This window comes from Sphingopyxis sp. Root1497, from assembly GCF_001427085.1.
Classification (GTDB): domain Bacteria; phylum Pseudomonadota; class Alphaproteobacteria; order Sphingomonadales; family Sphingomonadaceae; genus Sphingopyxis.
In genome coordinates this window covers 748422-773009 of sequence record NZ_LMGF01000005.1, presented here as the reverse complement: position 1 = coordinate 773009, position 24588 = coordinate 748422, and the positions used below count along the sequence as shown (strand labels likewise).

General features: G+C 63.7%; 26 protein-coding genes. 16 read left to right on the top strand and 10 right to left on the bottom strand.

Annotated features, from left to right (window positions below):
• Window positions 1–95: 95 nt before the first annotated feature.
• The 4 genes from ligD (at window position 96) to ku (ending at window position 4221) form a co-directional block, all read left to right on the top strand.
• Complete coding sequence (gene ligD, locus ASD67_RS18110) at window positions 96–1979, top strand: DNA ligase D (RefSeq protein ID WP_082545164.1); 1884 nt, start codon at window positions 96–98, stop codon at window positions 1977–1979.
• A complete protein-coding gene (xth, locus tag ASD67_RS18105; protein WP_056350229.1) occupies window positions 1976–2779 on the top strand; it encodes an exodeoxyribonuclease III in 804 nt (267 codons plus the stop codon). Before ligD ends, xth begins: the two co-directional genes overlap by 4 nt.
• Window positions 2776–3153: a hypothetical protein gene (locus ASD67_RS18100; RefSeq protein WP_056350227.1), complete on the top strand. Its 378-nt coding sequence runs from the start codon at window positions 2776–2778 to the stop codon at window positions 3151–3153. The genes xth and ASD67_RS18100 overlap by 4 nt, the downstream gene beginning before the upstream one ends.
• A gap of 183 nt (window positions 3154–3336) precedes the next feature.
• On the top strand, window positions 3337–4221 hold the full coding sequence (gene ku / locus ASD67_RS18095) for a non-homologous end joining protein Ku (RefSeq protein WP_054727942.1): 885 nt from the start codon (window positions 3337–3339) through the stop codon (window positions 4219–4221).
• 38 nt (window positions 4222–4259) lie between these two features.
• Here the strand turns inward: ku and ASD67_RS18090 are convergent, their stop codons facing one another.
• Window positions 4260–4502, bottom strand: a complete 243-nt coding sequence (locus ASD67_RS18090; protein ID WP_235535728.1) for a KTSC domain-containing protein — start codon at window positions 4500–4502, stop codon at window positions 4260–4262.
• A gap of 123 nt (window positions 4503–4625) precedes the next feature.
• Between ASD67_RS18090 and ASD67_RS18085 the strand changes: the two genes are divergently transcribed.
• Window positions 4626–5504 (top strand): GNAT family N-acetyltransferase, encoded by an 879-nt coding sequence (locus ASD67_RS18085; RefSeq protein ID WP_056350224.1) that lies wholly within the window; start codon window positions 4626–4628, stop codon window positions 5502–5504.
• A 160-nt stretch (window positions 5505–5664) separates the two neighbouring features.
• Window positions 5665–6528 carry an archaetidylserine decarboxylase gene (gene asd, locus ASD67_RS18080; protein WP_056350222.1) on the top strand — a complete coding sequence of 288 codons (864 nt, stop codon included), beginning with the start codon at window positions 5665–5667 and terminating at the stop codon, window positions 6526–6528.
• Window positions 6529–6658: 130 nt separating this feature from the next.
• On the opposite strand, the gene ASD67_RS18075 is transcribed toward asd, so the two are convergent.
• A complete protein-coding gene (locus ASD67_RS18075; protein WP_235535795.1) occupies window positions 6659–7462 on the bottom strand; it encodes a class I mannose-6-phosphate isomerase in 804 nt (267 codons plus the stop codon).
• 418 nt (window positions 7463–7880) lie between these two features.
• On the opposite strand from ASD67_RS18075, the gene ASD67_RS18070 reads away from it, so the two are divergent.
• Both ASD67_RS18070 and ASD67_RS18065 read left to right on the top strand, forming a co-directional pair.
• Window positions 7881–8066 (top strand): YdcH family protein, encoded by a 186-nt coding sequence (locus tag ASD67_RS18070; RefSeq protein WP_054733396.1) that lies wholly within the window; start codon window positions 7881–7883, stop codon window positions 8064–8066.
• A gap of 227 nt (window positions 8067–8293) precedes the next feature.
• Complete coding sequence (locus ASD67_RS18065) at window positions 8294–8773, top strand: Hsp20 family protein (protein ID WP_056350218.1); 480 nt, start codon at window positions 8294–8296, stop codon at window positions 8771–8773.
• A 90-nt stretch (window positions 8774–8863) separates the two neighbouring features.
• Here the strand turns inward: ASD67_RS18065 and ASD67_RS18060 are convergent, their stop codons facing one another.
• Both ASD67_RS18060 and ASD67_RS23785 read right to left on the bottom strand, forming a co-directional pair.
• Complete coding sequence (locus tag ASD67_RS18060; protein WP_056350216.1) at window positions 8864–9133, bottom strand: usg protein; 270 nt, start codon at window positions 9131–9133, stop codon at window positions 8864–8866.
• A complete protein-coding gene (locus tag ASD67_RS23785) occupies window positions 9130–9357 on the bottom strand; it encodes a hypothetical protein (protein WP_056350214.1) in 228 nt (75 codons plus the stop codon). The genes ASD67_RS18060 and ASD67_RS23785 overlap by 4 nt, the downstream gene beginning before the upstream one ends.
• Before the next feature lie 260 nt (window positions 9358–9617).
• On the opposite strand from ASD67_RS23785, the gene groES reads away from it, so the two are divergent.
• Together groES and groL are read left to right on the top strand one after the other, a co-directional pair.
• Window positions 9618–9932, top strand: a complete 315-nt coding sequence (gene groES / locus ASD67_RS18050; protein ID WP_056350212.1) for a co-chaperone GroES — start codon at window positions 9618–9620, stop codon at window positions 9930–9932.
• A gap of 45 nt (window positions 9933–9977) precedes the next feature.
• Window positions 9978–11597, top strand: coding sequence for a chaperonin GroEL (gene groL / locus ASD67_RS18045; protein WP_056350210.1), 1620 nt, complete (start codon window positions 9978–9980; stop codon window positions 11595–11597).
• A gap of 320 nt (window positions 11598–11917) precedes the next feature.
• On the opposite strand, the gene ASD67_RS18040 is transcribed toward groL, so the two are convergent.
• Both ASD67_RS18040 and ASD67_RS18035 read right to left on the bottom strand, forming a co-directional pair.
• Window positions 11918–12121, bottom strand: a complete 204-nt coding sequence (locus ASD67_RS18040; protein ID WP_056350208.1) for a hypothetical protein — start codon at window positions 12119–12121, stop codon at window positions 11918–11920.
• A 493-nt stretch (window positions 12122–12614) separates the two neighbouring features.
• Window positions 12615–13433 (bottom strand): type 1 glutamine amidotransferase domain-containing protein, encoded by an 819-nt coding sequence (locus ASD67_RS18035; RefSeq protein WP_327197031.1) that lies wholly within the window; start codon window positions 13431–13433, stop codon window positions 12615–12617.
• Window positions 13434–14021: 588 nt separating this feature from the next.
• Here ASD67_RS18035 and ASD67_RS18030 point away from each other — a divergent pair.
• From ASD67_RS18030 to ASD67_RS18015, 4 genes are all read left to right on the top strand, one after another.
• Entirely contained in the window at window positions 14022–14945 is a 924-nt protein-coding gene (locus ASD67_RS18030) for an ATP-grasp fold amidoligase family protein (protein ID WP_082545163.1), read from the top strand.
• Window positions 14946–15150: 205 nt separating this feature from the next.
• The gene (locus ASD67_RS22725; protein ID WP_082545162.1) at window positions 15151–15942 is read left to right on the top strand and encodes a BON domain-containing protein; all 792 of its coding nucleotides are present in this window, start codon (window positions 15151–15153) and stop codon (window positions 15940–15942) included.
• 207 nt (window positions 15943–16149) lie between these two features.
• Window positions 16150–16758 (top strand): flavodoxin family protein, encoded by a 609-nt coding sequence (locus ASD67_RS18020; protein ID WP_056350205.1) that lies wholly within the window; start codon window positions 16150–16152, stop codon window positions 16756–16758.
• Window positions 16759–17132: 374 nt separating this feature from the next.
• On the top strand, window positions 17133–17471 hold the full coding sequence (locus ASD67_RS18015) for a hypothetical protein (protein ID WP_056350203.1): 339 nt from the start codon (window positions 17133–17135) through the stop codon (window positions 17469–17471).
• A gap of 186 nt (window positions 17472–17657) precedes the next feature.
• On the opposite strand, the gene ASD67_RS18010 is transcribed toward ASD67_RS18015, so the two are convergent.
• The 3 genes from ASD67_RS18010 to ASD67_RS18000 form a co-directional block, all read right to left on the bottom strand.
• Window positions 17658–20435, bottom strand: a complete 2778-nt coding sequence (locus ASD67_RS18010) for a CHAT domain-containing protein (protein ID WP_156377779.1) — start codon at window positions 20433–20435, stop codon at window positions 17658–17660.
• A gap of 209 nt (window positions 20436–20644) precedes the next feature.
• Window positions 20645–21769 (bottom strand): hypothetical protein, encoded by a 1125-nt coding sequence (locus ASD67_RS23780; RefSeq protein WP_235535727.1) that lies wholly within the window; start codon window positions 21767–21769, stop codon window positions 20645–20647.
• A 211-nt stretch (window positions 21770–21980) separates the two neighbouring features.
• On the bottom strand, window positions 21981–22421 hold the full coding sequence (locus tag ASD67_RS18000; protein WP_056350198.1) for a hypothetical protein: 441 nt from the start codon (window positions 22419–22421) through the stop codon (window positions 21981–21983).
• A 255-nt stretch (window positions 22422–22676) separates the two neighbouring features.
• On the opposite strand from ASD67_RS18000, the gene ASD67_RS17995 reads away from it, so the two are divergent.
• Entirely contained in the window at window positions 22677–22958 is a 282-nt protein-coding gene (locus ASD67_RS17995; RefSeq protein ID WP_056350196.1) for a DUF1153 domain-containing protein, read from the top strand.
• 89 nt (window positions 22959–23047) lie between these two features.
• On the opposite strand, the gene ASD67_RS17990 is transcribed toward ASD67_RS17995, so the two are convergent.
• Window positions 23048–23422 (bottom strand): glycine zipper 2TM domain-containing protein, encoded by a 375-nt coding sequence (locus ASD67_RS17990; protein WP_056350194.1) that lies wholly within the window; start codon window positions 23420–23422, stop codon window positions 23048–23050.
• Window positions 23423–23988: 566 nt separating this feature from the next.
• Here ASD67_RS17990 and ASD67_RS17985 point away from each other — a divergent pair.
• A complete protein-coding gene (locus ASD67_RS17985) occupies window positions 23989–24435 on the top strand; it encodes a carboxymuconolactone decarboxylase family protein (RefSeq protein WP_056350192.1) in 447 nt (148 codons plus the stop codon).
• Window positions 24436–24588: the final 153 nt, after the last annotated feature.

Sequence of the window (24588 nt, the reverse complement as noted above, 5' to 3'; positions counted from 1 at the left end):
CTCCCTATCTCGGGGACGAAAATGGGAACGCATGGCGGGGCGGGCAAGTTGCCCCGCCACCGGGAACGATCGCGGCGCCGGATGGTCTTGAGTCCATGGCCAGAAAGACCGCCGCACCGAGCCCTGCAGACCGCGCCCCCACTTCGAAGCGCGGCGAACGAAAGGCTGCGGCTCCCCCGCCCTTTCGTCCGGTCCAGCTGGCGACGCTCGTCGACAGCGTTCCCGCCGGCAGGGGCTGGGTTCACGAGATGAAATATGACGGCTACCGCCTGCTGATCGCGGTCGGCGGCGGCGAGGCCCGCGCCTATACGCGCTCGGGTCTCGACTGGTCGGAGCGCTTCGCGCCGCTCCTCGCCGAGGCCGCAAAGCTGAAGGTAGACAGCGCGCTGATCGACGGTGAAGCGGTCGTGCTCGATGCTGAAGGCCGCTCAAGCTTCCAGTCACTGCAAAATGCCCTGAAGTCCGCGCCCGATAGCATCGACTATTTCGCGTTCGATCTGCTCGAGCTCGACGGCGAGGATCTGACCCCCCTCCCCCTCCTCGACCGCAAGGCGCATCTCGCCAAGATCCTTCCCAAGGCCTCCAAGCATATCCGCTTCTCGGACCATATCGAGGGCAGCGGCGAGGCATTGCTCGAGAGTTTCTGCGCCGCAGGTCTCGAAGGTGTCATCTCGAAGAAGGCCGACGCGCGCTATGTCGGCTCGCGCGCGGGAAGCTGGCTCAAGGCGAAGTGCATCAAGCGGCAGGAGTTCGTCATCGTCGGCTGGACGCCTTCCGACAAGTCGCGCGCGTTCCGCTCGCTCATGCTCGGCGTGCATGAGAAGGGCGCGCTGCGCTACGCGGGCAAGGTCGGGACCGGATTCGATACCGAGGAGCTCTTCCGCCTCCAGGCGATGATGAAGCCGCTCGAACGAAAGGAGCCGACGGTGAAGGCGCCCCGCACCGAGACGCGCGGCGCGCACTGGATCGAGCCGAAGCTCGTCGCCGAGATCGCTTTTACCGAGATGACAAACGAGGGCACGCTCCGCCACCCGAGCTATCTCGGACTTCGCGAAGACAAGAAGCCGGAGGCCGTGGTCGTAGAGAGCGAAGAAAAGATTGCGGTGGCGACGAGCGTCTTCCCCGTTCCGATCAGCAACTCCGACCGCGTCATCTTTCCCGAGGCGGGGCTCACCAAGGGCGAGCTTGCAGAATATTATGCCGCACTCGCGCCGATCATGCTGCCGTGGGCGGGTTCGCGCCCGATCAGCCTCGTGCGCTGTCCGCAGGGGCGCGCCAAGAAATGCTTCTTCCAGAAACATGATGCCGGAAGCTTCGGCGATTCGGTGAAGCAGGTCGCGATCGAGGAGAAGGATGGCGACAACCAGCCCTATCTCTACATGGACACGCCCGAGGGCCTGATGACCTGCGTCCAGATGGGCACGATCGAATTCCATGGCTGGGGCGCGCGCATCGAGGATGTCGAGAAGGCCGATCGGCTCGTCTTCGATCTCGATCCCGACGTCGGTCTCGATTTCGAGGCAGTGCGCAGCGCCGCCTTCCAGTTCCGCGACATCCTGAAGCAGATGGGCCTCGAGACCTTTCCAATGCTAACCGGCGGCAAGGGCGTCCATGTGATCGCCCCGCTCGTGCCGCGCGCCGAATGGCCCGAGGTCAAGGACTTCGCGCACCGGCTCGCCCGCGCCGTCGCCCAGATGGATTCCGACCGCTTCACCGCCGCCCTCCCCAAGGCGCAGCGCAAGGGCCGGATCTTCGTCGATTATCTCCGCAACCAGCGCGGCGCGACTGCGGTGATGCCCTATTCGGCGCGGGCCCGCGAAGGCGCGCCGGTCGCCGCGCCCATCAGCTGGAAGGAAATGGAGACGATCGACAAGCCGTCGCATTTCCGCATCACCGACGCGAAGGCGCTGCTGAAGCGCGCCGGCCTCAAGGCGCTGCAAGGCTGGGGCCGCGCCGACCAGACGCTGCCCGACCTGTGAAGATCGCCACCTATAATGTGAACGGCATCGGCGGCCGCCTCGACATTCTGCTCGGCTGGCTCGCGCAGGCCGAGCCCGACATCGTTTGCCTGCAGGAATTGAAAGCCCCTCAGGAGAAATTCCCCGAGAAGGCGATCCGCGACGCGGGCTATGACGTGATCTGGCACGGCCAGAGCCGCTGGAACGGCGTCGCGATGCTGAGCCGCGTCGGCGAAATCCACGAAACGCGCCGCGGGCTCCCCGGCGATCCCGGCGACGAGCAGAGCCGCTATATCGAGGCCGCGGTCGGCGGCATCCTCGTCGCCGGCCTCTATCTTCCCAACGGCAACCCCTGGCCGGGTCCGAAGTTCGATTACAAGATGCAGTGGATGGCGCGGCTCGACGCGCATCTGACAACGCTCTTCGACCTCGATGCCCCCGTCGTCATCTGCGGCGACTTCAACGTCATTCCCACCGACCTCGATGTGTACAAGCCCGCGAACTGGAAGAAGGACGCGCTCTTCGCGCCCGAAGCCAAAGCCGCCTACCGGCGCATCCTCGACCAGGGCTGGACCGATGCGATCCGTCACCTGCATCCCGAGGAGCGCATCTACAGCTTCTGGGCTTATTGGCGGCGCTCGTTCGAACGCAATGCCGGCATCCGCATCGACCATCTGCTACTGAACAAGCCCGCGGCGAAGCGGCTCGAGGCAGCCGGCGTCGACACCCGCCCGCGGGCGCTCGACAAGACGAGCGACCATGCGCCCGCCTGGATCGAACTTGGCGCGGGCTCCACAAAGCGAAAGCGCAAGGCGTCATGACGCGCACCATCGCCGGCTGGAAGGTGCCACCAGCCGAGCGCGACCAGCTGATTGAACGGTTCGAACCGCGCTATGCCGAGCTGGTTGCCGACCATGTGACGCTCCGCTTCGGGACCGCCGAGGACACGCCCCTACCCGCCGCGCACGCGGGCGAGATCGTCGGCGAAGTCGACGACGGCGCGGGCGTCCAGGCGCTCGTCGTGCGCATCGGCGGCACCACCGATCGCGGCGACGGCAGCCATTATCATATCACCTGGTCGCTTGGGCCGGGCCGCGAGGCGAAGGAGAGCAACGACGTGCTCGCCGCAACGAAATGGCAGCGGGTGCATCCTCCGATCGCCATCGCGCTCGCGCCCGCGCGCTGGACCGTCTGACAAGCTCGGATCGGCAAGTTGCGGGCCGCGAAAACGGCAGGCGCGCGCGTTCGCGACTGTCCGGCCATTTCCAGCTCCCGCTTTCGATCCCGTTGCGGCGATCGGGCTTACCTTCCCATCCCCGGCGCGGAACGCTCGGCGACCGCGCGCATTGAAGGAGCATTGGCAAAGGAGTGAGTGACGATGGCTGCGCGCCCATATTGGAAAGGCCAGATCCGCCTGGCGCTCGTTTCGATCCCGGTCGAGATCTATTCGGCGACGAAGAGCGGGGCGACGATCGCGTTCAACCAGATCCACGAGCCCACGGGCAAGCGCATCAAATATGAAAAGGTCGTGCCCGGCGTCGGCCCGGTCGACGTCGACGAGATCGTCAAGGGCTTCCAATATGCGAAGGACCAATATGTGCTGCTCGACGACGAGGAGATCGAGGGGGTCAAGCTCGAGAGCAAGAAGACGCTCGAGCTCACCCAGTTCGTCGAGGCCGAGGATATCGACGAGATCTATTTCGAGAAGCCCTATTATGTCGTCCCCGCCGACGACCTTGCCGAGGAAGCGTTCATCGTGCTGCGCGAGGCGCTGCGCCGCACCGGGAAGGTTGGTCTTGGCCAGCTCGCGATGCGCGGCCGTGAATATGTCGTGAGCATCAAGGCGTGCGGCCGGGGTCTCGTCATGGAGACGCTGCGCTATGCCGACGAGGTCAACAAGGCGGCGAGCTATTTCCGCGACATCGCGGACAGCGATCCCGACGAAGACCTGCTCGACCTCGCGACGACGCTGATCGACAAGAAGACGGGCAAGTTCGACGCGAGCGACTTTCACGATCGCTATGTCGAGGCGCTGAAGGAGCTTATCGAGCGCAAGAAGAAGGGCAAGACGCTCAATCTCGACGACGGGAAGGACGAGAAGGCGCCGAGCGGATCGAACGTCGTCGACCTGATGGCGGCGCTCAAGAAATCGATCGGCGACGGCGGCGGGAAGGCCAAGGCCGCCAGCGCCAAGAAGGCGCCGGCCAAAAAGACGCCGACGAAAAAGGCGCCGACCAAGACCGCCGCGCGCAAGCGCGCATGAGCTGCACCTTCACAATGCCCGCATTCGCAGTCGGGCGCTCAGGCACCGGGACCGAACCGCCGGCGCGCCGGGTTGCGCTCGCACCGGAAATGATCCTTGATATGCGCGTTGAAATAGGCGCCGAGCGAATCCGCAGCGCAGAGCCCGTCGTAGATCGCGCGCGGGACGCCATGATAAAGATATCTGCCGGTGCCCCGGAAGCTGATGGAAAGCACCGACGCCGCCTCGTCATAGGCGACATGGTCGATCATGGTCGAGCGGGTGAAGCGGCGCGCACGCATATGGGCAGAGCGCGCCGCAGCCGCACCGGTTCCCGCCAGGGCGCAGGCGAGCGCGCGCCGGCGGTCCGGGCGAGAGCCCTGTCCCCGCAGACCCGCCCCGCCCGTCCTTTCCGGCCCTGATCGATGGCGAAGGAGCCGACAGCCGACGAGCTTCGCGCAATCGCCGAACACCGCGGGATGAAACTCGTCCGGTCGCGAAAGCGAACGCCTGGCGCCGGCGACTATGGGAAGTTCGGCCTCACCGATGCGGCTGGCAAGCCGCTCCTCGGGATCGGCGAACAAGGGCTCACGGCAAGCGCCGCCGACATCGCGCACTATCTTCGCGGCGGCGCGGCCGACAGCTGGAAACTCTCGGCCGAACGCGAACCCGCGGCGAAGCGTGCCAAGAAGGCACCCAAAGCTGCCGAACCCATCGAGGAGCATTCGCCTATCCGCCGACGCAGAATAACGCGTCCGCCACCGTCACCCGAGCCTGCACGAAGGCGGCAGGATCCGCCGCCGCCGCCGAAAGCCAAGCCGGTGCTGAGGATCGTCAAACCCGAAGCCCTGCCGGAGCCCGAGCTCAGCCTGCGGCCCGCGACGGGCAAGGACCGAAAAGCTCTCGCCCGTCTGCTCGCGCAGCTTGCCGAGCCGCCCAAGCGCATATCGATCGATGCGAATATCGAGGCGATCGGCAAAGCGAAGGCCGGGCTTCTCGTCGCCGATGCCGGCGGGCTGGTCGGATGCTGCGCCTGGGGCGTCGTTCCGACCTTGCAGCACGGCCTCGTCGGCCGCGTCACCCTGCTGCTGGTCGACGGCGAGCGTCGCCGCCGCGGCATCGGGACGGCGCTCCTGACCGCCGCCGAAACGGCTCTCGCCAAGGGCGGATGCGGCACGATCGAGATCATGAGCGACATCATGATCAACAACGCCCACAACTTCCTGCGCGCGCGGAACTATGAGCAGAAGAGTTACCGCTTCGTCCGTTCGGCGGGAGGGGCGCCAAAGGCCCGGCGAGACTGAGCGCGCCCCCTACCCGATTATCTTCCGCTACCGGCCATGCGCCTTCCCTTGCCCCACGACATCGGGATAAAGCATCACCGCCGGAACAACGAGGCGGGCGCCGTCGTCTCTCCCCAGGCGATCGGCTTTCCCTCCGAAGGATCGACCAACGGATGATATCATGTTCGAGCGCCTGACAATTCTTGCCCAGCATGCGATGCCGAAGCGGCGGCTGACCGAATTCGCCGGCCGTGTTGCCGCGTCGTCGGGCCGGCTGACCCCGCGACTGATCCAATGGTTCGTCGCCAAATATGGCGTCGACATGAGCGAAGCGGAAAACCCCGACATCCGCAGCTATGCAAACTTCAACGACTTCTTCACGCGTCCGCTGAAAGCCGGCGCTCGCCCGCGGGCGGAGGCCGATTTCATCTGTCCGGTCGACGGTGCCATCAGCCAGTTCGGCGCCATCGACGATCATCACATCGTCCAGGCCAAGGGCCACCGTTTCACCACCACCGCGATACTGGGCGGCGACGCTGCCCTCGCCGCGACGTTTCGCGACGGCAGTTTCGCCAACCTCTATCTTTCGCCCAAGGATTATCACCGGCTGCACATGCCGTGCGACGGGGAGCTCAGACGCATGATCCACGTCCCGGGCTCGCTCTTTTCCGTCAACCCGACGACCGCGCGCGGGGTGCCCGGCCTTTTCGCGCGCAACGAGCGGGTCATATGCCTGTTCGCGTCCGCCACTCACGGCCATTTTGCGATGATACTCGTAGGTGCGACCATCGTCGGCAGCATCGCAACGTCATGGCATGGCGTGGTGAATGCAAAGCGATCGGGCAAGATATCGTCATGGTCCTACGCCCCCGATGAAGTCTCGCTGCGCAAGGGCGACGAGATGGGTCGCTTTCTCCTCGGCTCCACGATCGTGATGCTGTTCGAGAAGCAAGCGATCGCGTTCAACCCCGACTGGTTTCCCGAACGGCCGGTGCGCCTCGGAGAGGAGATGGGAAGCGCCGTAGAAAAGGCCTCGGGCGGATAGCCGATCAACCTTGTAACACGCGCGGCAGCCGACGCGCCTCGCTAGGCGTCTCGGGCGGCAGGACGGTGCCAGGCCAGTTGGCGCAGGCGGATCGCCCTCCATCGGTGACGCGCCAAGGTTGCGCAAGGCGTCAAGGCTTGTGCCAACCCGCCAGAAAACGCGCGCCGGCTCCGGCCTCGATGGTAGTGACGTCCTCGGCCCACAGGCACTCGCCCGCCTGCGCGGTCACGCCGTCAGTTGCGACCGTGCCGCCGAGGGGGACGATCATCGCGCCATCCCTCGCATCGGCAAGCGGCGAAAGGTCGTTGGCGTTCAGGTGCGCGACCACGAGATGACGGCTGTCGAGCAACAACGCGCTCTCTGCGATATCGACTTGGCGGCAGAGATCGCGTGACATTGGCGCGGCCTTCGCGACCGCCGTCCCATCGGCGAGGTGCAGCTCGCGCGGGCGGCCGTAATCGTAGAGACGATAGGTGACATCGACATTCTGCTGGATTTCGACGAGTGTAACCCCGGCGCCGATCGCATGGACGGTTCCGGGCGGAACATGAAAGAACATGTTCGCGCGCACCGGATGCCACTCCATGAGCGCCTCGATAGCACCCGAGCGGGCGGTATCGGCGAGTTCGCGCTCGCCGAGCGCGCGAAGCGTGCCAATTCCGAGCACCGCATCCGGCTCAGCGTCGAGAATGTACCAGCATTCCTCCTTGCCTGCGGGAAGTCCGCGCGCCTGCGCCTGCCGGTCGTCGGGATGGACCTGGATCGACAAGCGCTCGCTCGTGAAGATATATTTCACGAGCAGCGGATTGGATTTGGGCGGACGAAACCAGATTTCGCCGACGCGGCCACCAGTCCGTGCATCGAAGGGCGGAGGAAGCCGATCGACGCCCCAGGGTTTCTCGACCCTGATCGTCTCAAGCTTCTGTGCTTTCATGGTCACATCCATCACTCCCATTCTGAAGCATATGCCGGCTGGCTCCGGCGCAGCGCATATTCCCAGGCGCGGCCAGGAAGGCGAACAGCGCAAATGGCGCCGGCGACGCGCCGTAAGTGCGGGTAAACCTGTTCCTCGCGAATCGGCATGCTACCGAAACAATGGTCGCCGGGCCGGGTTGCAGCGACTAACCCATGTTGTGACGATTTAGCTGTAGCGCGCCGACCGCCTCTACATCTTTGCTTCCCAATGCCGCCTGTCGTGCCTTCCCGCGGGGCGCCGCGCGATGCTCTTCACAGCTTCCGACAGTCTCCCACAGGCGGACACTTCAACCCCTTGAAATCCTGACCATAGCTTTCCTACATCCACGCCGCAGCCGCTCGGGCTGCAACATCCTCAACTTGGCATGGAGAAGAAGATGTCCAGCAAACATATCGATTATCTGCGGCGCGAGCATGCCCGCCTCGACGCCGAAATCGATCGGGAGGCGCAGCGCCGCCAGCCCGACGAAGTCCTGATTGCGCGGCTCAAGAAGCTGAAGCTGGCGATCAAGGACCAGATCGCGGCATGGAGCCGCGATACCGGCGACAGTCGCGTCGCCTGACCCGATCGCGGAGCCGCGCGCGTTGCGGCTCCGCACTTTGGCGCTGCGGATTTTCGGAACATGGCGCATCCAGAATCTTCGCGCGCGCGACCTCTTGAAATCGAAAAAATGGCTTCCTAATTTTTTCCCGGATGCCGGATTTTCCGGGTCCTGAGGACATAGAGAGCGCCGGCTCTGAGTCCCGGCGCATCTCATGCCCGAATTGCTTCAATCAGGAGGATTTGGAAATGAGAACCGACTTTGACTTCACCCCCTACCGCCGCTCGACGGTGGGCTTCGATCATCTCTTCGACCTGCTCGAGAAGGGGCAGCGCGGCGAAACGTCCGATGGCTTTCCCGCCTTCGACATCGTGCGCGATGCCGATGACCGCTTCCGCGTCACGCTGGCGGTCCCGGGCTTCAAGCCCGACGAGATCGAGATCGTCGCGCAGCAGAACCAACTGAGCGTCACGGGCAAGCCCGCCGAGGAAGACGCCAAGCTCGTCTATCTCCACCGCGGCATCGCGCGCCGCGCGTTCGAGCGCCGCTTCCAGCTCGCCGACTATATCGAGGTCGGCGGCGCGAGCTTCGCCGACGGGCTGCTCTCGATCGAGCTCAGCCGCGTCGTCCCCGAGGCGATGAAGCCGCGCAAGATCGAGATCGGCGGCGGCGACACCGAGCCGCGCCGGATCGGATCGTCGAACGAAAAGACGCTCGAAAAAGCGTAACAACGGGCGGGGCCGCCGTTCAGCGTTGGCCCCGCCCTTCCATATCAAATTGCATTTAAACGCCGGACGGTGGCGGCCGCCGCCCCGATCTCAATCGAGCGAGCGAATGATATCTGCCGCACTCCACTCGGCGGGTCCGATCAGCATATCGTGCGCGATCCGCACCGAGTGGAGTGCGGCTTCGATCTGCCGCCGCCACCTGGCAAGAAAGTCGAACAGCACCGGGAAATCCGGCGGCAGATCATAATCCTGCCAGACGAAGAGCTGGAGCAGCGAGGGATGATCGGGCCGGTAATAATGGATCTCGGCGGTCGTCAGCCCGTAGCCGTCCAACTGTGCGATCAGCGCGCGGTCGGTCACGGCGCGCGCGTCTCGCCGCCATCGAGCGACCGAAGAGCCGCGAGCACATCGTCGACTGGCACCGCTCGCCTCGCCCCCGGGGGTTTGCGAAGCGCGGGCTTGTTGCGGACCGCCGAGCGATCCGATGCCCAGGATGCGAGGAGGGCGCGCTTGACCTCGGGCTCGAGGCTCGGGTGACGCGCCACGTCGAAGGGATGAAGAAAACGGGAAAATGGCTCGGACATGTTCGTGCCTCCTTCCTTGTAGCCTTTCCTTTCCTGTCGTGCGGCAGGCTGCCGCGACCAAAGATTTTGGAAAGGAAGCGAGTCGAGTCAAGAGGTCTCAGCCCGTTGATTACGGGCATTTGCTTGTCACCCCACCAAACGCGAAAAAATTTTTGCCGGACCTCTTGAAGCGAAAAAAATCGCTTCCTAGCTCATCCGCGCCGCGCGTCCCGGACAGGCGCGCCGGCTTGTCATATCGTTATGCAACATGGAGGTTATGCATGCATTTCCGTCCCTTGCACGACCGTGTGGTCGTCCGCCGCATCGAAGCCGAGGAGAAGACCTCGGGCGGCATCATCATCCCCGACACCGCCAAGGAAAAGCCGCAGGAGGGCGAAGTCGTCGCCGTCGGCCCGGGCGCCCGCGCCGAGGACGGCACGGTCACCGCGCTCGACGTCAAGGCCGGCGACCGGATCCTGTTCGGCAAATGGTCGGGCACCGAGGTCCGCATCGACGGCGAGGAACTGCTCATCATGAAGGAGAGCGACATTCTCGGGGTCATCGAGCAGGCCGAGGCGCTCAAGCAGGCGGCGTAACGCCCATTCATCACCCACTGAAAGGACAGCAAGAAGGAGGTAAAAATGGCTGCCAAGGAAGTGAAATTTGCGTCGGACGCGCGTGATCGCATGCTGCGCGGCGTGGATACGCTTGCGAATGCAGTGAAGGTCACGCTGGGCCCCAAGGGCCGCAACGTCGTGATCGACAAGAGCTTCGGCGCACCGCGCATCACCAAGGACGGCGTCACCGTCGCCAAGGAAATCGAGCTTGCCGACAAGTTCGAGAATATGGGCGCGCAGATGCTGCGGGAGGTCGCAAGCAAGCAGAACGACAAGGCTGGCGACGGCACCACCACCGCGACCGTGCTCGCGCAGGCAATCGTCCGCGAAGGCTCGAAGGCGGTCGCCGCGGGGATGAACCCGATGGACGTCAAGCGCGGCATCGATCTCGCCGTGACCAAGGTCGTCGAGGATCTCAAGGCTCACGCCAAGTCGGTCGAGGCGAACAGCGAGATCGCGCAGGTCGCGACGATCTCGGCGAACGGCGACGAAGAGGTCGGCCGCATCCTCGCGGAAGCGATGGAGAAGGTGGGTAATGAGGGTGTGATCACCGTCGAGGAGGCCAAAAGCCTTGCGACCGAACTCGAGACGGTCGAGGGCATGCAGTTCGACCGCGGCTATCTCAGCCCCTATTTCATCACCAACGCCGAGAAGCTGAAGGTCGAACTCGACGATCCGTACATTCTGATCCACGAGAAGAAGCTCTCGAACCTGCAGGCGATGCTGCCGCTCCTCGAGAGCGTCGTGCAGTCGGGTCGGCCGCTGCTCATCATCGCCGAGGATGTAGAGGGCGACGCGCTCGCGACGCTCGTCGTCAACCGCCTGCGCGGCGGGCTCAAGGTCGCTGCCGTCAAGGCACCCGGCTTCGGCGACCGCCGCAAGGCGATGCTCGAGGATATCGCGGTGCTCACCGGCGGCAATGTCGTCAGCGAGGAACTCGGCATCAAGCTCGAGAGCGTCACGATCAACATGCTCGGGCGCGCGAAGAAGGTCGTCATCGACAAGGATAATACGACGATCATCGACGGCGTCGGCTCGAAGGCGGACATCGATGGCCGCGTCGCGCAGATCCGCCAGCAGATCGAAACCACGACAAGCGATTACGACCGCGAGAAGCTTCAGGAGCGGCTTGCCAAGCTCGCGGGCGGTGTCGCGGTGATCCGTGTCGGCGGCGCGACCGAGGTCGAGGTCAAGGAGAAGAAGGACCGCGTCGACGACGCACTCCACGCAACCCGCGCGGCCGTGGAAGAAGGCATTCTTCCGGGCGGCGGCATCGCGCTGCTCCGGTCGCTGAAGGCGCTCGAAGGCCTCAAGGCCGCGAACGACGACCAGCAGTCGGGCATCGACATCGTCCGCCGCGCGCTCCGCGCCCCGGCGCGCCAGATCGCCGACAATGCCGGCGAGGACGGCGCTTGGATCGTCGGCAAGCTCCTCGAAAGCGAGGAGTATAGCTGGGGCTTCAACGCCGCCACTGGCGAGTATCAGGACCTCGTCAAGGCAGGCGTGATCGACCCCGCCAAGGTCGTACGCACCGCGCTGCAGGATGCCGCGTCGGTCGCGTCGCTGCTGATCACCACCGAGGCGCTCGTCGCCGAGCTGCCGAAGGAGGAGAAGGCCGCGCCGATGCCGGCGATGGACTTCTGACATATCGAGGGCGGCGGGAAACCGCCGCCCTCACCTGCCATGTTTCTGTGCGGGGCATCAAGGAGATCGGCAATGCCGTTCGGAGGTCATAACATTCGAAATTGTGTGTCGGAGATCAAGCTGCGGCATGGCAAACAGGCCGACTTCATCGTCTCCAGGCAGGTGCTATGGTCGCGCGACCGGGGCAATGACGCAGAGATCGCATTCTGGAACGCCGTGCTGACTGACTTGCATCGAACCACGTCACCGCATTGAGAAGGTGGCCGCCAAGGGGCGCTCCGATCCAGGCGGGCGACCGCTAGCCAACCCATGCTTCCAATTCAGTTCGTTCGACCGGTCATGCCGCGGCTTTGCGCCCAGCCGTAAAGATCGGCGATCATGCCTCGCTCGATCTCGGGTTGCAGATAGATCACGACGGCTGTTTCGGCTTCCCTGTCGATGAAGCGCATAGTCGCGTATAAGACACCCTCTCGCTCGGTGTCGCCGCCCTCGATTTCGTCGGGCCATATCTCAATCGTTCGCACGGGCCTCTCCTTCCCATTCCGCTGTCCGCGATCGATAAAGGGAGAATGCCAAAGTGCTAGGAAGGTTGCACCTGGAATGGGCGCAACCGGGGAATAGAAAAGGCCGGGCCGCATCGAAGTGCGGCCCTGCCCCGAGAGGGTGCCTCGGCGTCACTCTTCTTTCCGACGTCAGCGGTTCTGACGATTCTCGTCGTCGCGGCCGGCCTGGTTTACCTACTTCTGCTCATCGTCCTGACCGGGCTGGCGACGCTGCTGATCCTACTGTTCCTGCTGGCCGGGGTTCTCGTTCGGGTTGCGATCGGCTTGGCCGCCCTGCTGGTTGTTCTGTCCCATGTGGGTCATCCTTTCCAATTTGCCTGGGCGGTAGGCTTGGAAACGAGGCGCCATAAAGCAGCGAGTTCCCGCCGCTTTCAACAGCTTACCGCAAGAATCGCCGTGCCCGCACGCGATCGCCTTTTCACAACTCAACAGTCCCGTATTGAGCTCGGCACAGCTACGCCCGCGCCCTGCGGTCGGCCACCGCTGCGACGATCGCATCGCAAAAGTCGGGCAGGTCGTCGGGACAGCGACTGGTGATGATATTGCCGTCGACCACGACGCTCGCTTCGACCACCTGCGCGCCGGCATTGGCAACATCGGTGCGGATCGACTTGTAGCTCGTCATTCGCTTGCCCGATGCGAGCCCGGCTTCCACAAGAAGCCACGGCGCATGGCAAATCGCGGCAACCGGCTTGCCAGCACCTGCGAAGGCCCGAATGATCGAGATCGCCTCGTCCTCAACCCGCAGCAAGTCGGGATTCATCTGGCCGCCCGGCAGAACGAGCGCGTCATAACGGTCGGTGTCGACGTCGGCGATCTTGAGATCGACTTCGACCTCGTCGCCCCAATCGTCTTCGTCCCAGCCGGTGATATCATCATCGTCGATCGATGCGATTTCGACCTCCGCGCCGGCGTCCTCCAGACGCTGAAGTGGCACTTCAAGCTCGGATTGTTCGAAGCCATCTGTCGCCATGATCAGGATCCTGCAGCCGGCGAGTATATTGTCCTTGGTCATCGGAAAGCTCCTTTGCTGTCTAACGACCAATGCGCCGCGGCTATCGTCGTTCCCGACCTTGCCCGCGCGCGCTGCTCTTCGTCCTCCTCTATCGACAATGGCCGCACCGATGCTGGGGCCGCGATCGCGTCGAGGACGGCTTCGACAGTATTCCAGAATGGCGGCGACCTTCCGCCCCATCTTTGCAACCTTTCTTCGCCAACTGCATTTCAACGGCGCACGGGCTTCGACGGTGATCGTTCGGTCTGCCGCCGCCATGTGCATCGCTTCGCGTATCGCCGCGGCTGTTCGATCCCACGTCTCAGTCGAATTGCCGTCGGCGTACGCATCCAATCGTCGTCCGCGCCGCTCCCCTACGTTGTCAGAATATCGGTGCGCATATCCGGCTCAACGACATATCGCTCAGTTTGGCCGTCGGAGTGTGCTACGCGCCTAATGTTTGAGGCAAGCGGATGCTGCAATCAAATCATCGGATACCCGATCAGCATTTTTTCTGTTTGGGTATAGTCACGCCGGGGTCTTCCCCTCCCAACTTCCCCCACTTCGCTCGAATAGGCTGACCGGTAGCAATCTACCTTTGCCCGTTCATGAAGATCCTAGGTTGAGACGTACGATGCTGCACGCGATCCGCAGCGGCGCGCGCGATCACGCGTTCCTCACCGGTTGGTCGCACCCGAGCGCCTGAGCGCTGCCTAGGTGATCGGAGGTTGGTCGATGATATTGCCGGGAGCGTTTTCTGTGCCGGGTCGTTCGTATCCGTATGCAGCTTTGCCGCGATATAAACCTCGATCGGCCGAGCTTCCGCGATAGCGGCCACACGTCGCTCAGCCGTGAGACCGACATGGCATGAAACTCTCGCGCGCCTCGGAAGACCCGGCGAAAGTGGGCAATGTCGGCTCCTCGATAGCCGCGCACCGGATTGCCCTTCTCTACGCCTTGCGTCATCGACGCCTGCCCGACCTGCTCAATCCGACGCGCTTCACCGAGCTCGTCCAGCTCCGCAACTTGAATGATCGGTCACCGTTGCAAACGACGCTGCTGGATAAACTTGAGGCAAAACGCTTGGCCTCGGAGCAACTCGGTGCAAACTGGATCGTACCGACGCTCTGGCAGGGCCAGATGCTGCCGCGCTTCATTCCGTTCGCCCTCCCATCAATCGTCAAGGCGCGTCATGGGTGTAACCAATATCAAATCCTGGAGACGTTTCCGGATTGCGAACGCTGGAAGCAGGTCCAGCGAGCCGCGCGCCGGTGGCAGCGCCGGGAGTACGGCCGCTGGCTCGACGAATGGGCATATCGCAAAGTGCCGCGTGGCGTTTTCGCCGAGCCGTTGCTCGGCGGCGCACGTCCTCTCCCCATCGACTACAAGATCTACGTCTTTGGCGGTGTCGCGACGCACGTCCAAGTACATTTGGGGCGCGGTGTCCGTCACCGCTGGATATTGCATGACCGCAACTGGCGGCAGCTCGTGCCTGCCGCCGATCGACCTTCCAGACCCTCCTCCCTCGGGGCGATGCTGCAAGCTGCAGAGACGCTTGCCGGGAACCTAGCCTTCGTTCGGGTCGATTTTTACGAAATCGACTGCCAACCGCTTTTCGGCGAGTTTTGCCTTTATCCCGGCTCTGGCCTGGATCCGTTTGCAGCCGACTGGATCGACGTTGAGCTGGGAAGGCTTTGGAAAGATGCGCTGGAGAGATCCGGTTCCCCAGCAGCCAGTTCGCCGGACGCAAAGCACGCGCGGCCCACTGGGTATGATCCTTTCCAGATTTGATTCTACATGAGAATTCGGCAGGCCGGCGACGCCAGCCGCCCATTGGAGAGATCGGGTCACATTCGTCGATGCGTTGACGTCGCAGCGCGACATATTGCGCCCAGTTCGGGAACTTGCCCCCACTCCATGCGTCGGTTCGGCGGGACGGGGGGTTGCCTCCCTTCCCGGCAACCTGCCCGCCACCCTCAACAAATGGAGATGGATCATGGACAGGTTCGACGACCGCACCCCGCTCTGGGATTATAGCGACAACAGCAGCCCCGACACCGGCGCATCGCCGGGTCGCTACAACCGCGGCCGCGCAGAGGATGCGTCGCGCGCTTATGTGGCGATCGAGGAAGACGAGCGCGAGCAGCGCCGCCCGCGCCGCGCCTATCGCGAGCAGGAATATCGCCGCGATAATTGGGAGGATGAGCGCGCGGGCGACTATCGCCGGCCGGTCCGCCGCGCTGAGCGCTCCGATTGGCCCCGTTACGACAGCACGCCCCGCCGCGACGCCTATTACGATGCTGCCGGCGAAGCCCGAGGCGAGGATCGTTCGCGCGGCGGTAACTACTGGCCGAGCGAGTTCGGCTATCTCCCGGTCGAGGGCTATTCGCCTTACGGCAAATATCCGCGGACGCGCAGCCCCGATTATGACCCGGACGAACGCGGCTTCCTCGACCGCGCCGGCGACGAAGTGCTTTCTTGGTTCGGCGATCGCGACGCGCGCCGTCGCCGGGAACTCGATCATCGCGGCCGCGGTCCCAAAAGCTATATCCGCTCCGACGAGCGCATCCGCGAGGACGTGAACGACCGTCTTACCGAGGATGTCTGGATCGACGCCTCCGAGATCGAGGTCAGCGTCGCAGATGGCGAAGTCACGCTCTCCGGCACGGTCGAGGATCGCCGGTCGAAGCGCCGCGCCGAAGATGTCGCCGACGACGTCACAGGCGTCAAACATGTGCAGAACAATCTGCGCTACAGCTCGGGCGTCGTCAGTCCCAAGCTCGACTGACCCGGCAAGCCGACAGGAAGGGGCCGCTTTGGCGGCCCCTTCTTGCTGCTCGCGCTCGGCGGCACCGATATTTTCAACATGAATTCCCTGTCGGAACTCGCCCAAGGCGCGTCGAGAGCGGACGGTCTTTCGAGTACGCCGCCAGTATGACATCGGAACCAACCGCGACCGGCGCGCGCTTCACCCCGGCGGGGTAAAGGAGACGATATGGCCCCGATTACCGCTACCGCGATCAATTGCTCGCTGTCGGCGCGTGGCCGCAAGAGTTCGACCGATGCCATGCTTGCGGTGCTTACCGAATATTTCGAGGCGGAAGGCGTCCGTGTCGGCAAGCCCATCCGTATCGCCGCGCACAGTATCAAATGGGGTGTCACCTCGAACGAGGGTGCTGGCGACGAATGGCCGAAAATTCGCGAGGCGATCCTCGCCTCCGATATTCTCATCTTCGGCACACCGATCTGGATGGGTCAAGCATCAAGCGTCGCCAAGCTTGTGATGGAACGAATGGATGCCTTCCTGTCGGAGACCGACGACAAGGGGCGGATGCCAAGCTTTTCAAAAGTGGCTGTTGCAGCGATCGTCGGCAACGAAGACGGCGCGCATAATGCTTCGTCGCAAATCTTTCAGGCGCTGAACGATGTGGGATGGACGATTCCCGCCGTGGCCGCCTGCTACTGGGTCGGTGAGGCGATGGGTTCGGTCGATTTCAAGGACCTTCAGCATCGCCCCAGCAAAGTGACCGAGACCGCCAAAATGGTCGCCGCTAATGCCACGCATCTTGCCCGACTATTGACGGAATCGCCTTATCCTGGCTGAGCAGTTCGATCGCGCGAGCCGTCCGACCTCGTTATCCTGCTGCCTTGGCCCGCACATGCGACAAGACAATCAGCAAGCGCTCTTTAGCGCGTTAACCGCTTGTGGCCATTTAAGAACGGTCCGGTTTTGGCGGGAGACCGAGAGAGGCGGACATCCGCGGCGCGCCGGATAGCCACGACCGGAAGCGACCGATTGCGGACACCGGCTTTGTATGTATCCTCCACTATATGTTTGGGGAGCGACCGATGATCGGGAGGCGGAAGGCAATCACAGCGGTGGCGTGCGCCACGTTTATGCCGGGAACGGCAATGTCCTGTCAGATATCATCGCCTCGCCCAGACCCTGTATTTGATAGGCAGGCGCAAGAAAAACGTTTGAGACTCGTCGAAAGGTTTTTTGAGAAGATCGGTCAAGCGGGGTCGTTCGAAGAAATCGAGCGCTCGACCGAGAGCATGCGACGGGCCAGTTTTCGGTGGCCCGCTCCGCAACCGTTCCAACTGCTGGAAGCCACGCCAGTGGGCGATCTGGTGATCGCGCGCGCACGAGGGATTGAAGCCACACCCGAGAATGAGTGCAATCCGTTCGTCACGGTCCACGCTTATTACTCGTTCCATTTCGACCAAGACCAGATCGCTCTGATGAATATGATTAGTTATGGCGCTCTGTGGCCGGCCCAAGAGATACCGGAGGCTATTTTTCTGGAACGAGACTAACTCGCTCTTGAGCAGCCGACTGTTGCATCCGCTTGCCATCCCATTCAGCCACCTGTTCGCTGCGAGCCAGCGCCGACGCTTGACCTGGCCGGTAGCAGACTGGCGGATTCAAGACCAAATTTGCTCTCAGCGGACGTTTGGAGGGCGACCTGAACTCATAACGCACTGCGAGCACCCGAACTCCCGCTACCGCACGCCCCGGTCGGTGGTCCCGACAAACACGAGCGGCGCCCAAACCGCCGGAGACGAGGTATCGTCTTTTGCGCGAAGCGCCAGTATCGCCTGCCGGAACGCAGCCCCCGGAGCGCCGGGATGCTTTTCGATGCCTGCAAAGAGATGCGTGACGATTTCGGCCCCGGCCTCATCGTCGAGCGGCCAGTGCGACACCAGAAGCGAACCCGCGCCAGCATAAAAGAAAGACTGCGCCAAGCCCGACAGCCCGTCCGCTTCGGCGCTGCCGTTCGAACTTGCCGTGTTGCACGCCGACAGTACGACGATATCCGCTGCGAGCTTCAGTTGCGCGGCTTCCGAGGCGGTGAGAAGACCATCGTCCCTGTCGGACTGCGCCCCCGCTAATGGCGGCGTGAAGACGAGACCCGGCTCGCCATCGAGCCCCGTCTCGCTCGCCAGCAGACCGTGCGTCGAAAAAAGGACATAGCGTGCATCGGCCAGACCGGGATTCGACTTGACCGATCCCTCGGTCGCCGCGGAGCCCATAAGAGCAATGGTCTGTCCGGGATCGAATATCGATCGCACGCCCTCGATCTCGCGGCGCGTACCTGGAAGCGAAGGCATCGCCATGATCCGGGCCGGGTCCGCTATGCCACGCTGGAACAGTTCCGAATATTCCACGATACCGCGGTCGTCGCCCGGATGACCCTTGAGCGCCGGATCGCCCGCAGCGAACAGGATCGTCTGCGATGGCGGACGATTGCGTCCGGGTCCAGGGCCGCAACCGGCCGGGCGATCACCCGCAGGCCGAAGCAGGCAACGCAACGAGTAAAGGCTTGAAACCGACGGCAGCGTCGAAATCTCGTAACGATCGATCAGAAATTGCGGCTTCTGCGTGTCGGCGCCGGCTATGACGAGCAAGGTCAACGGCAGGCTGCTCAGCGGACCTGGCGTCACGGTCATCAGACGTGTTGCGCCGCCGAGGGACGTTTCGATGGGCGCAATGAGCTCCTGATACAGATTGCGCGCAAGCTGCTCGTCGAAATTGTCGACGCTCCCGGCCCAGCGCTCGCGAAGGTCGCGCTTGATCTGACCGCGCAGCCGCTCAACACTCTTCGCCAAGGCATCGCGGGTCAGGGTCGAACGATGCCATGTAAATCCCGAGAGCGTCAGAACAAAGACCGACGTGCCCCGCTCGTCAGAAAGGAAGAAGAGAACGGCCTCGTCCTTGTCGAGCAGCGCCTGCACCCGTTCGGCGGCGATCGGCCGAGGCTTGACGAGCTGATCATAGGCGGGGTCGATCGCGGCGATCTCCTCGGTCGACATCTCGTCCATCACGGCATCAACGTCGCGCAAATAGAATCTTCCGAGCAACTCGCGATCGGTATCGGGGCTGCCGGGAACCGATAGCCATTGCGCGATCTCGCGGTTGAGCGACGCAACGCTCGCGCGCACCTCCTCGCGGAACCGCTCCCTTTCCGCGACCGGGCCGTCGCTGCGCGATGTGCGTGCCGAAACCTTGGCGAGTGTCGCCGCGGTCTCGCCGATCGACGACCATTGGGCCGCCTCGAACGCTTCTCCGCGCGTGAGCGAGCTCGCCGCTTCGGGAAGAAGGGCGCCGAGCAGTCCCTCAAAGACGGGACGGTAGCGCCGGACGGCGCGCACAAGCCCCTCGGTTGTGTCGGCCGCCTCGACCCGCGCCACCGCGCCTGAGACGGCCTGCCGATATTCGGCCGCGGCATCGGCGCGCTGCGCCGGATCGAGTGCGAGGATGGCAGCGCCGCGCGCCGCATGCGCATCGATGCGCCGGTCGTCGCTCCTGTCCCAGGTCGTATCGACGACCGGCATTGCCTCGGCGAGAATCGGGTCGCCTTCGTTAGCGCGCCCCTCAGCGACGAGCGCAGCGCCGAGCCGGGTCAGAAATTCGAGACGCGACGCGCCTCGCCCGCCGCGGAGCAGGTCCGGCTCGGCATCGAAGCGCGCCACCGCCTTTGCCATGTTCCCGCTCCGCGCGAGAAAAGCGATCTCGTCGCGGGCGAGGCGACCCCGGACTGCCGCCCAGTCATCGGGGTCCCATCCCTCACCTTTGTGCTCGCGTTCCCATTCATACCCGGCCGCCGCCTCGATATAATCCGCAGCGCCACCGGCCGCTTCGCCCGGCACCAGCGCCGCAACCGCCAGAAAATCGGGGAGCGCGCGTTTAGCTTCGGGGGAGCCCATCATGGCCAACGTCGAGAGCAGGCTGTCGGCGGCAGCGAGATAACCGCGCGCCTCCTCATTGCGGCCCTGCAGCGCAAGGTTGCGGGTCAACCGCAGGAGCGACGTGCGGAGCGCCGCATCGGAGAGTCGCTCGGTTCCCTGGAACTCCATCGCCCGCACGATGTTGTATCGCAGCCCGTCCCGCAAATACTGCTCGCCTTCTACCGGCCGGCCGTAGAGCGACAGCATCTCGCCGAGGTTGCCGAACGCCGACGCGAAGATCGGCCCATCGAAGCCCTTTAGCCTGTTCACCTGGGCGTGGAGGAGGCGCGCGGTGCGAAGGGCCATGCCTTCGCGCTTTTCGTCGCGATCGAAATCACCATGATCCACCGCCCAGGCGGTCAGCGCATCGCTTTGCAAGGCGAGCAGTCCGACGCAAGGATCGGACCCCTTGCCCGCGACGCAAGCTTCATGCTCGCGGCGTGCCAAAGTCATCGCCTCGTCATAGCGTTTGGCGGCGAGCGCATCGTTCAGCTCGGCACTCGCGGGAACGGGGTCGACGGACAGCTTGGCGGAAACCTCGGGCGCGGCCAAGGCAAGCGCCGCGAAGAGCAACCATGATTTGCACCGGATCAATTGCACGCCCCCTGCCCTAGCGCGACCCCTGACCGACCTACCGCGGCGCGCGGAGGACGCAAGCAAGATCGCTGCGCCTTACCGGCCTCGCGATCGCCGCCTCGGGCGCCAAAGCAGTTTTTCGAACACCCGCAACCGATATGTGCAAGCTAGGCAGCGGCAGACGGCTACATTCCGGGTACGGCTCCGCCGGTCAGCGCTTCTTGCACGCAGGCCTGCTGGAAAGCGCGTGCGGCGCCCGGATCGGCGCGAGCGAGCGCCGTGACCGCCGACGTGGCCGCGGCGCGGCGTTCCTCGGAGAAATCCTCCGTCCGGATGTTCCACCAGTCGCGCACCTGCCAGCTCGGCCCCGATACCTGTCCCTCGGCGGCGAGCTGGCCGACGAACATTTCCACATGCGCGCGGCAGACGGCCTCGTGGGCGCCGCTCTCGCTGCCGGATGGCGCCCAAGCGGTCCGCTGCGCGCGTTGCGCGCGGTAGCGCGCGAGCAGCGTGCGGCCGTCGATTGCGGCCACATGCTTCACCTGCCGGGCTGGATCGCGACGGCAGATCATTCTCAGACTATGGTCTGCAAGGTCGTTAGCCGGCTTCGCGGCCTCACCCTCGCCGAACGACCGCAGCTTCGCGCCTGAACTCGAGAAGGCGGCGCCCTCGAGCAGCTGCGACTTGAGCGTAAGGCAGTCGGCGCGGTAGGTCGCCGTCGTAAACGCCGCGCCGTCGGCATCGTCCTGCGGCAGCGTGAAGGCGGCCGCGAAATCGAGCGTCGCGTTGCCGCGGTCGACCCAATGGAGATCGAAATATTTGGCGCCGTTCGGACCCAGTGTGTCCGGCACGGCAACGGCAACCCCAGCTTTCGCAAGAAGCGCTTCAAGCTCTTTGCCGAGCGCCCTGGCTTCGTCATCAGAAGCCCCCGCCAATGCTAGCCGATACTGCCCCTCGGCACCATCGGGCAAGCCGAGCGCGACGTAAGCGCGTGCCAGATCGCGATGCCACTCAGGCAGGATCGCGAGCATATGATGGCGCGGGGCCACCAGCGTTTCGAGGATGCCCGCCGCTTCGGCGGGGTGACCCGCGTCGATCGCTTGCGCTGCGATCCGAGCGGCGGCGGCATCCCTGTCGGCCTGGCTGCCGTCAACGGCTGGAGGCACGGAAGCACCGACTTCCACGGAAGGGCCGACGACCGCGAGGAGGAACCCGGCGATGACATGCCGGCAATGGGTCGCGCCTCGCTTCGCCTGATGCCTCACAAGGTGAGCCTTTTTCCCGCCCGGCTGCGGCGCATCCATTCTCATCACCGATCCCCCATGATCGTACTGCCCTGGTTCCCTCACCCGCGCCCGCTTCTCGCATCGCGGCCGACAGAACAAAAAGATCGGAAACCTTTCATTGGAGCAAGCTGGTTCGCCTGTTTTGCGGCGAGAACTCACATGCAAAAATCAGGCCGGATTTGACGTGAGCGCTGTCGTTTGCCGCGCAGCGACTAGCCTTCGCTTCTTTCATCGCTCACTTGCGATATTGCCATTGATATTCGGGAATATTGCCTTTGCGAAGGAAAGCGGCGGTCCAGAAATTGATCGTCAATCCAGGCTTGCCGTCATAGGCTGCCGACTGCACGAAAGCGTGCGTGGGACAAGCTATGGTGTCCGACCGCGAGGTGTCGATCAACTCGAGGCATTGCCCGACGAACCGAGCCGACTTGGGTCCGGTCGATTCCACGTCCGTGATGCGAGCGATGACGGTTCCAGCAGGTGCCGCGATCTTCTTGAGGTAAGGATCAACGGTGTCGTTCTCCACGATAGTCACAACGCCATTTGCCACGGACAGCTTGATCTTGTGGTCGACGCCATACCATTCGCCATCGATCGCCTTGACCGGATTTGCCGGCAAGTCAGGCACCGTCTGAGCCTGCGCCGGTACTGCCATCAGCGCCAACGCCACCATCATATTCGCAGTTCGCATCTGTTTTCCCCCGTTTTGAGAATTGAGGCTGCAGCATTCCGCCCAGCCTGGCAATAGCCGCGATCATTGAGAGGGTCGCAGTGCTTCCTTCGACACACAATTTGGCCCGTCGCCTCCCATGAGCGACGAACGGTTGGGCGCATCTCGTGCCTCTCCGCAACCTTTTGTTAACCTCGAAACCGCATTTTTGCCGCGGGGGGGCACTCATACGGCAGCAGCCGAGCGAATGGAGAGTTCGCAGTGCTCGAATTTACGACGAGGCCGACATCGGTCGCCGGGCCGGTCGGGCCGCTGACAATCGACGATCTGCCTTCATCGACGGCAGGCTATTGGGTCGCGCGCCGCAAGGCGGAGTTGCTTGCCGCGATCGATGGCGGACTGATCGGGCTGGCCGACGCCTGCGCAAGATACCGCCTCAGCGGCGAAGAGCTGGAATCGTGGCGCCGCACTATCGACCGCGCGGGCATAGCCGGTCTGCGCGTGACGAAGGCACCTCGCCCGCGGGATCAGACTGTCGGATAGATTCTTCGTCACCGCCCGCACCCCCACTGCGTGCGGTGTCCAAGGGGACGGCGCGAGCAGACTGGTCCCTCTCGCGCCGTCCTTTCACATCAGCGGCATTTCAGTTCACCGCGATCGATAGCCCGCCCGAGCAGCCCGCCGCCGGCCGCGCCGATGATCGTGCCGACCGTGCGGTCACGCCCGCCATCGAGTTCGCGCCCGACGAGCGCACCGACGGCGGCGCCAATGATCAATCCGGTCGTGCCATTCTCGCGGCGGCAGTGGTAGCGGCCATCCTTGCTCCGCCAAATGCGATCATTGTGCGAAATGCGGCGAGGCTCGTAATAGCGCCCATATCCGTCATAGAGGCCACGATCCTTGGCGCGCTTGCCGTGCGCCGGCGCCCAGGGCGGCGGATCCGCCAGCGCCGGGCCGGCGGGAACGGCGAGCGCAGCGAGGACCGCAGCGGCGATATATTCTTTCATGACCCGTCTCCTTCAATCAGGCACCGGACGTAGCGGCGCGCAGCCGAACACCGGCTGAACAAACCGCATGAGCGGCCGATTGCCTACCGAACGGTTCCTATCTGAAGCAACCGGTGGTCGTCGTCCAATGCGCGCCAGGGCAGCTCTTTTGGCGCAGCGGTACAATAATTACCCGGCCCTCGACATTATCTGCGCCGTGCGACCCAGGAGACCTCGTCCTTTCAGGAAACCGAGATCTTCATCTGACGCCCGCACGGTTTCGGCCGCGCGGGCGTCTTTTTTGGCGCTTGCCGGTTGGCGATTGGAATGGCCGATTGGGTCGGGCGGCTTTCAACTCCAATTCCAGATATGCGGACATTCCGTCGCAGTACGACAGTGCCGTGGCCCATCGTTTCTTGGCGCGGCCTGATCGGTACACTGCGCTAGATCAATCTCGGACCTTTCTTCCGATCCCATTCGACAGCATTCGGTCCACCGGCATTTTTTGCGCGGGATGTCACAGCGGAAGAATCCCGCTCGTCAGGCATGGTGACGCCGATTTTGGCTCAGGAAGAAAGGAAGATCAGATGAACCGGTTGAATTGGTCCGAAGTGGCTCCCGCTGGAGCGAAGGCGCTCTACGGTGTGCACCATTATGTCACCACCAGCACGGCCCTGCCTGAAGAACTGATTCACCTCGTCTTCCTCCGCGTCTCGCAGATCAACGGATGCGCTCACTGCATCGATCTGCATACCCGGGACCTTCTCAAGACCATGCCGATCGACAAGATCGCGCTGCTTCCGGTGTGGCATGAAGTCCCGCATCTGTTCCCAGACCAATATCGCGCGGCTTTGGCCTGGGCGGAGGAAGTCACGCGTGTCAGCGAGACCCACGCTTCCGACGAGGCCTATTCAGCAGCAGCCGAGGCATTCGAGCCGAAAGACCTCGTGGACCTGACGATCGCGATCGCGGCGATGAACGCCTTCAACAGGCTTGGCGCACCATTCCGTCTTCCGGTTGCGGTCAAGCCCTGAGGCGCGAGAGCTGCTCCCTTTTTGGCGTCGCGGTACAATATCAGGTCTACCAGCGAAGCTAGGCGCGCCATGCGACCCAAGAGAGCTCTTCCTTTCAGGAAACTCAGCTCTTTATCTTACGCCCGTCCGATTTCGATCGGGCGGGTGTTCTTT

Excerpts from the sequence above, each read along its gene's own strand:
- ASD67_RS17990 (WP_056350194.1), bottom strand. The coding sequence starts at position 23,422 with ATGAAAGAATATATCGCCGCTGCGGTCCTCGCTGCGCTCGCCGTTCCC.
- ASD67_RS18000 (WP_056350198.1), bottom strand. The coding sequence starts at position 22,421 with ATGATGGTGGCGTTGGCGCTGATGGCAGTACCGGCGCAGGCTCAGACG.
- ASD67_RS17985 (WP_056350192.1), top strand. The coding sequence starts at position 23,989 with ATGAACCGGTTGAATTGGTCCGAAGTGGCTCCCGCTGGAGCGAAGGCG.
- ASD67_RS18020 (WP_056350205.1), top strand. The coding sequence starts at position 16,150 with ATGGCCCCGATTACCGCTACCGCGATCAATTGCTCGCTGTCGGCGCGT.
- ASD67_RS18075 (WP_235535795.1), bottom strand. The coding sequence starts at position 7,462 with ATGAAAGCACAGAAGCTTGAGACGATCAGGGTCGAGAAACCCTGGGGC.
- ASD67_RS18100 (WP_056350227.1), top strand. The coding sequence starts at position 2,776 with ATGACGCGCACCATCGCCGGCTGGAAGGTGCCACCAGCCGAGCGCGAC.
- ASD67_RS18065 (WP_056350218.1), top strand. The coding sequence starts at position 8,294 with ATGAGAACCGACTTTGACTTCACCCCCTACCGCCGCTCGACGGTGGGC.
- ASD67_RS23780 (WP_235535727.1), bottom strand. The coding sequence starts at position 21,769 with ATGAGAATGGATGCGCCGCAGCCGGGCGGGAAAAAGGCTCACCTTGTG.
- groL (WP_056350210.1), top strand. The coding sequence starts at position 9,978 with ATGGCTGCCAAGGAAGTGAAATTTGCGTCGGACGCGCGTGATCGCATG.
- asd (WP_056350222.1), top strand. The coding sequence starts at position 5,665 with ATGTTCGAGCGCCTGACAATTCTTGCCCAGCATGCGATGCCGAAGCGG.
- ASD67_RS22725 (WP_082545162.1), top strand. The coding sequence starts at position 15,151 with ATGGACAGGTTCGACGACCGCACCCCGCTCTGGGATTATAGCGACAAC.
- ASD67_RS18030 (WP_082545163.1), top strand. The coding sequence starts at position 14,022 with ATGAAACTCTCGCGCGCCTCGGAAGACCCGGCGAAAGTGGGCAATGTC.
- ASD67_RS18090 (WP_235535728.1), bottom strand. The coding sequence starts at position 4,502 with ATGCGTGCGCGCCGCTTCACCCGCTCGACCATGATCGACCATGTCGCC.
- ASD67_RS18035 (WP_327197031.1), bottom strand. The coding sequence starts at position 13,433 with ATGGCGGCGGCAGACCGAACGATCACCGTCGAAGCCCGTGCGCCGTTG.
- ligD (WP_082545164.1), top strand. The coding sequence starts at position 96 with ATGGCCAGAAAGACCGCCGCACCGAGCCCTGCAGACCGCGCCCCCACT.
- ASD67_RS18085 (WP_056350224.1), top strand. The coding sequence starts at position 4,626 with ATGGCGAAGGAGCCGACAGCCGACGAGCTTCGCGCAATCGCCGAACAC.
- ASD67_RS18070 (WP_054733396.1), top strand. The coding sequence starts at position 7,881 with ATGTCCAGCAAACATATCGATTATCTGCGGCGCGAGCATGCCCGCCTC.
- ku (WP_054727942.1), top strand. The coding sequence starts at position 3,337 with ATGGCTGCGCGCCCATATTGGAAAGGCCAGATCCGCCTGGCGCTCGTT.
- groES (WP_056350212.1), top strand. The coding sequence starts at position 9,618 with ATGCATTTCCGTCCCTTGCACGACCGTGTGGTCGTCCGCCGCATCGAA.
- ASD67_RS23785 (WP_056350214.1), bottom strand. The coding sequence starts at position 9,357 with ATGTCCGAGCCATTTTCCCGTTTTCTTCATCCCTTCGACGTGGCGCGT.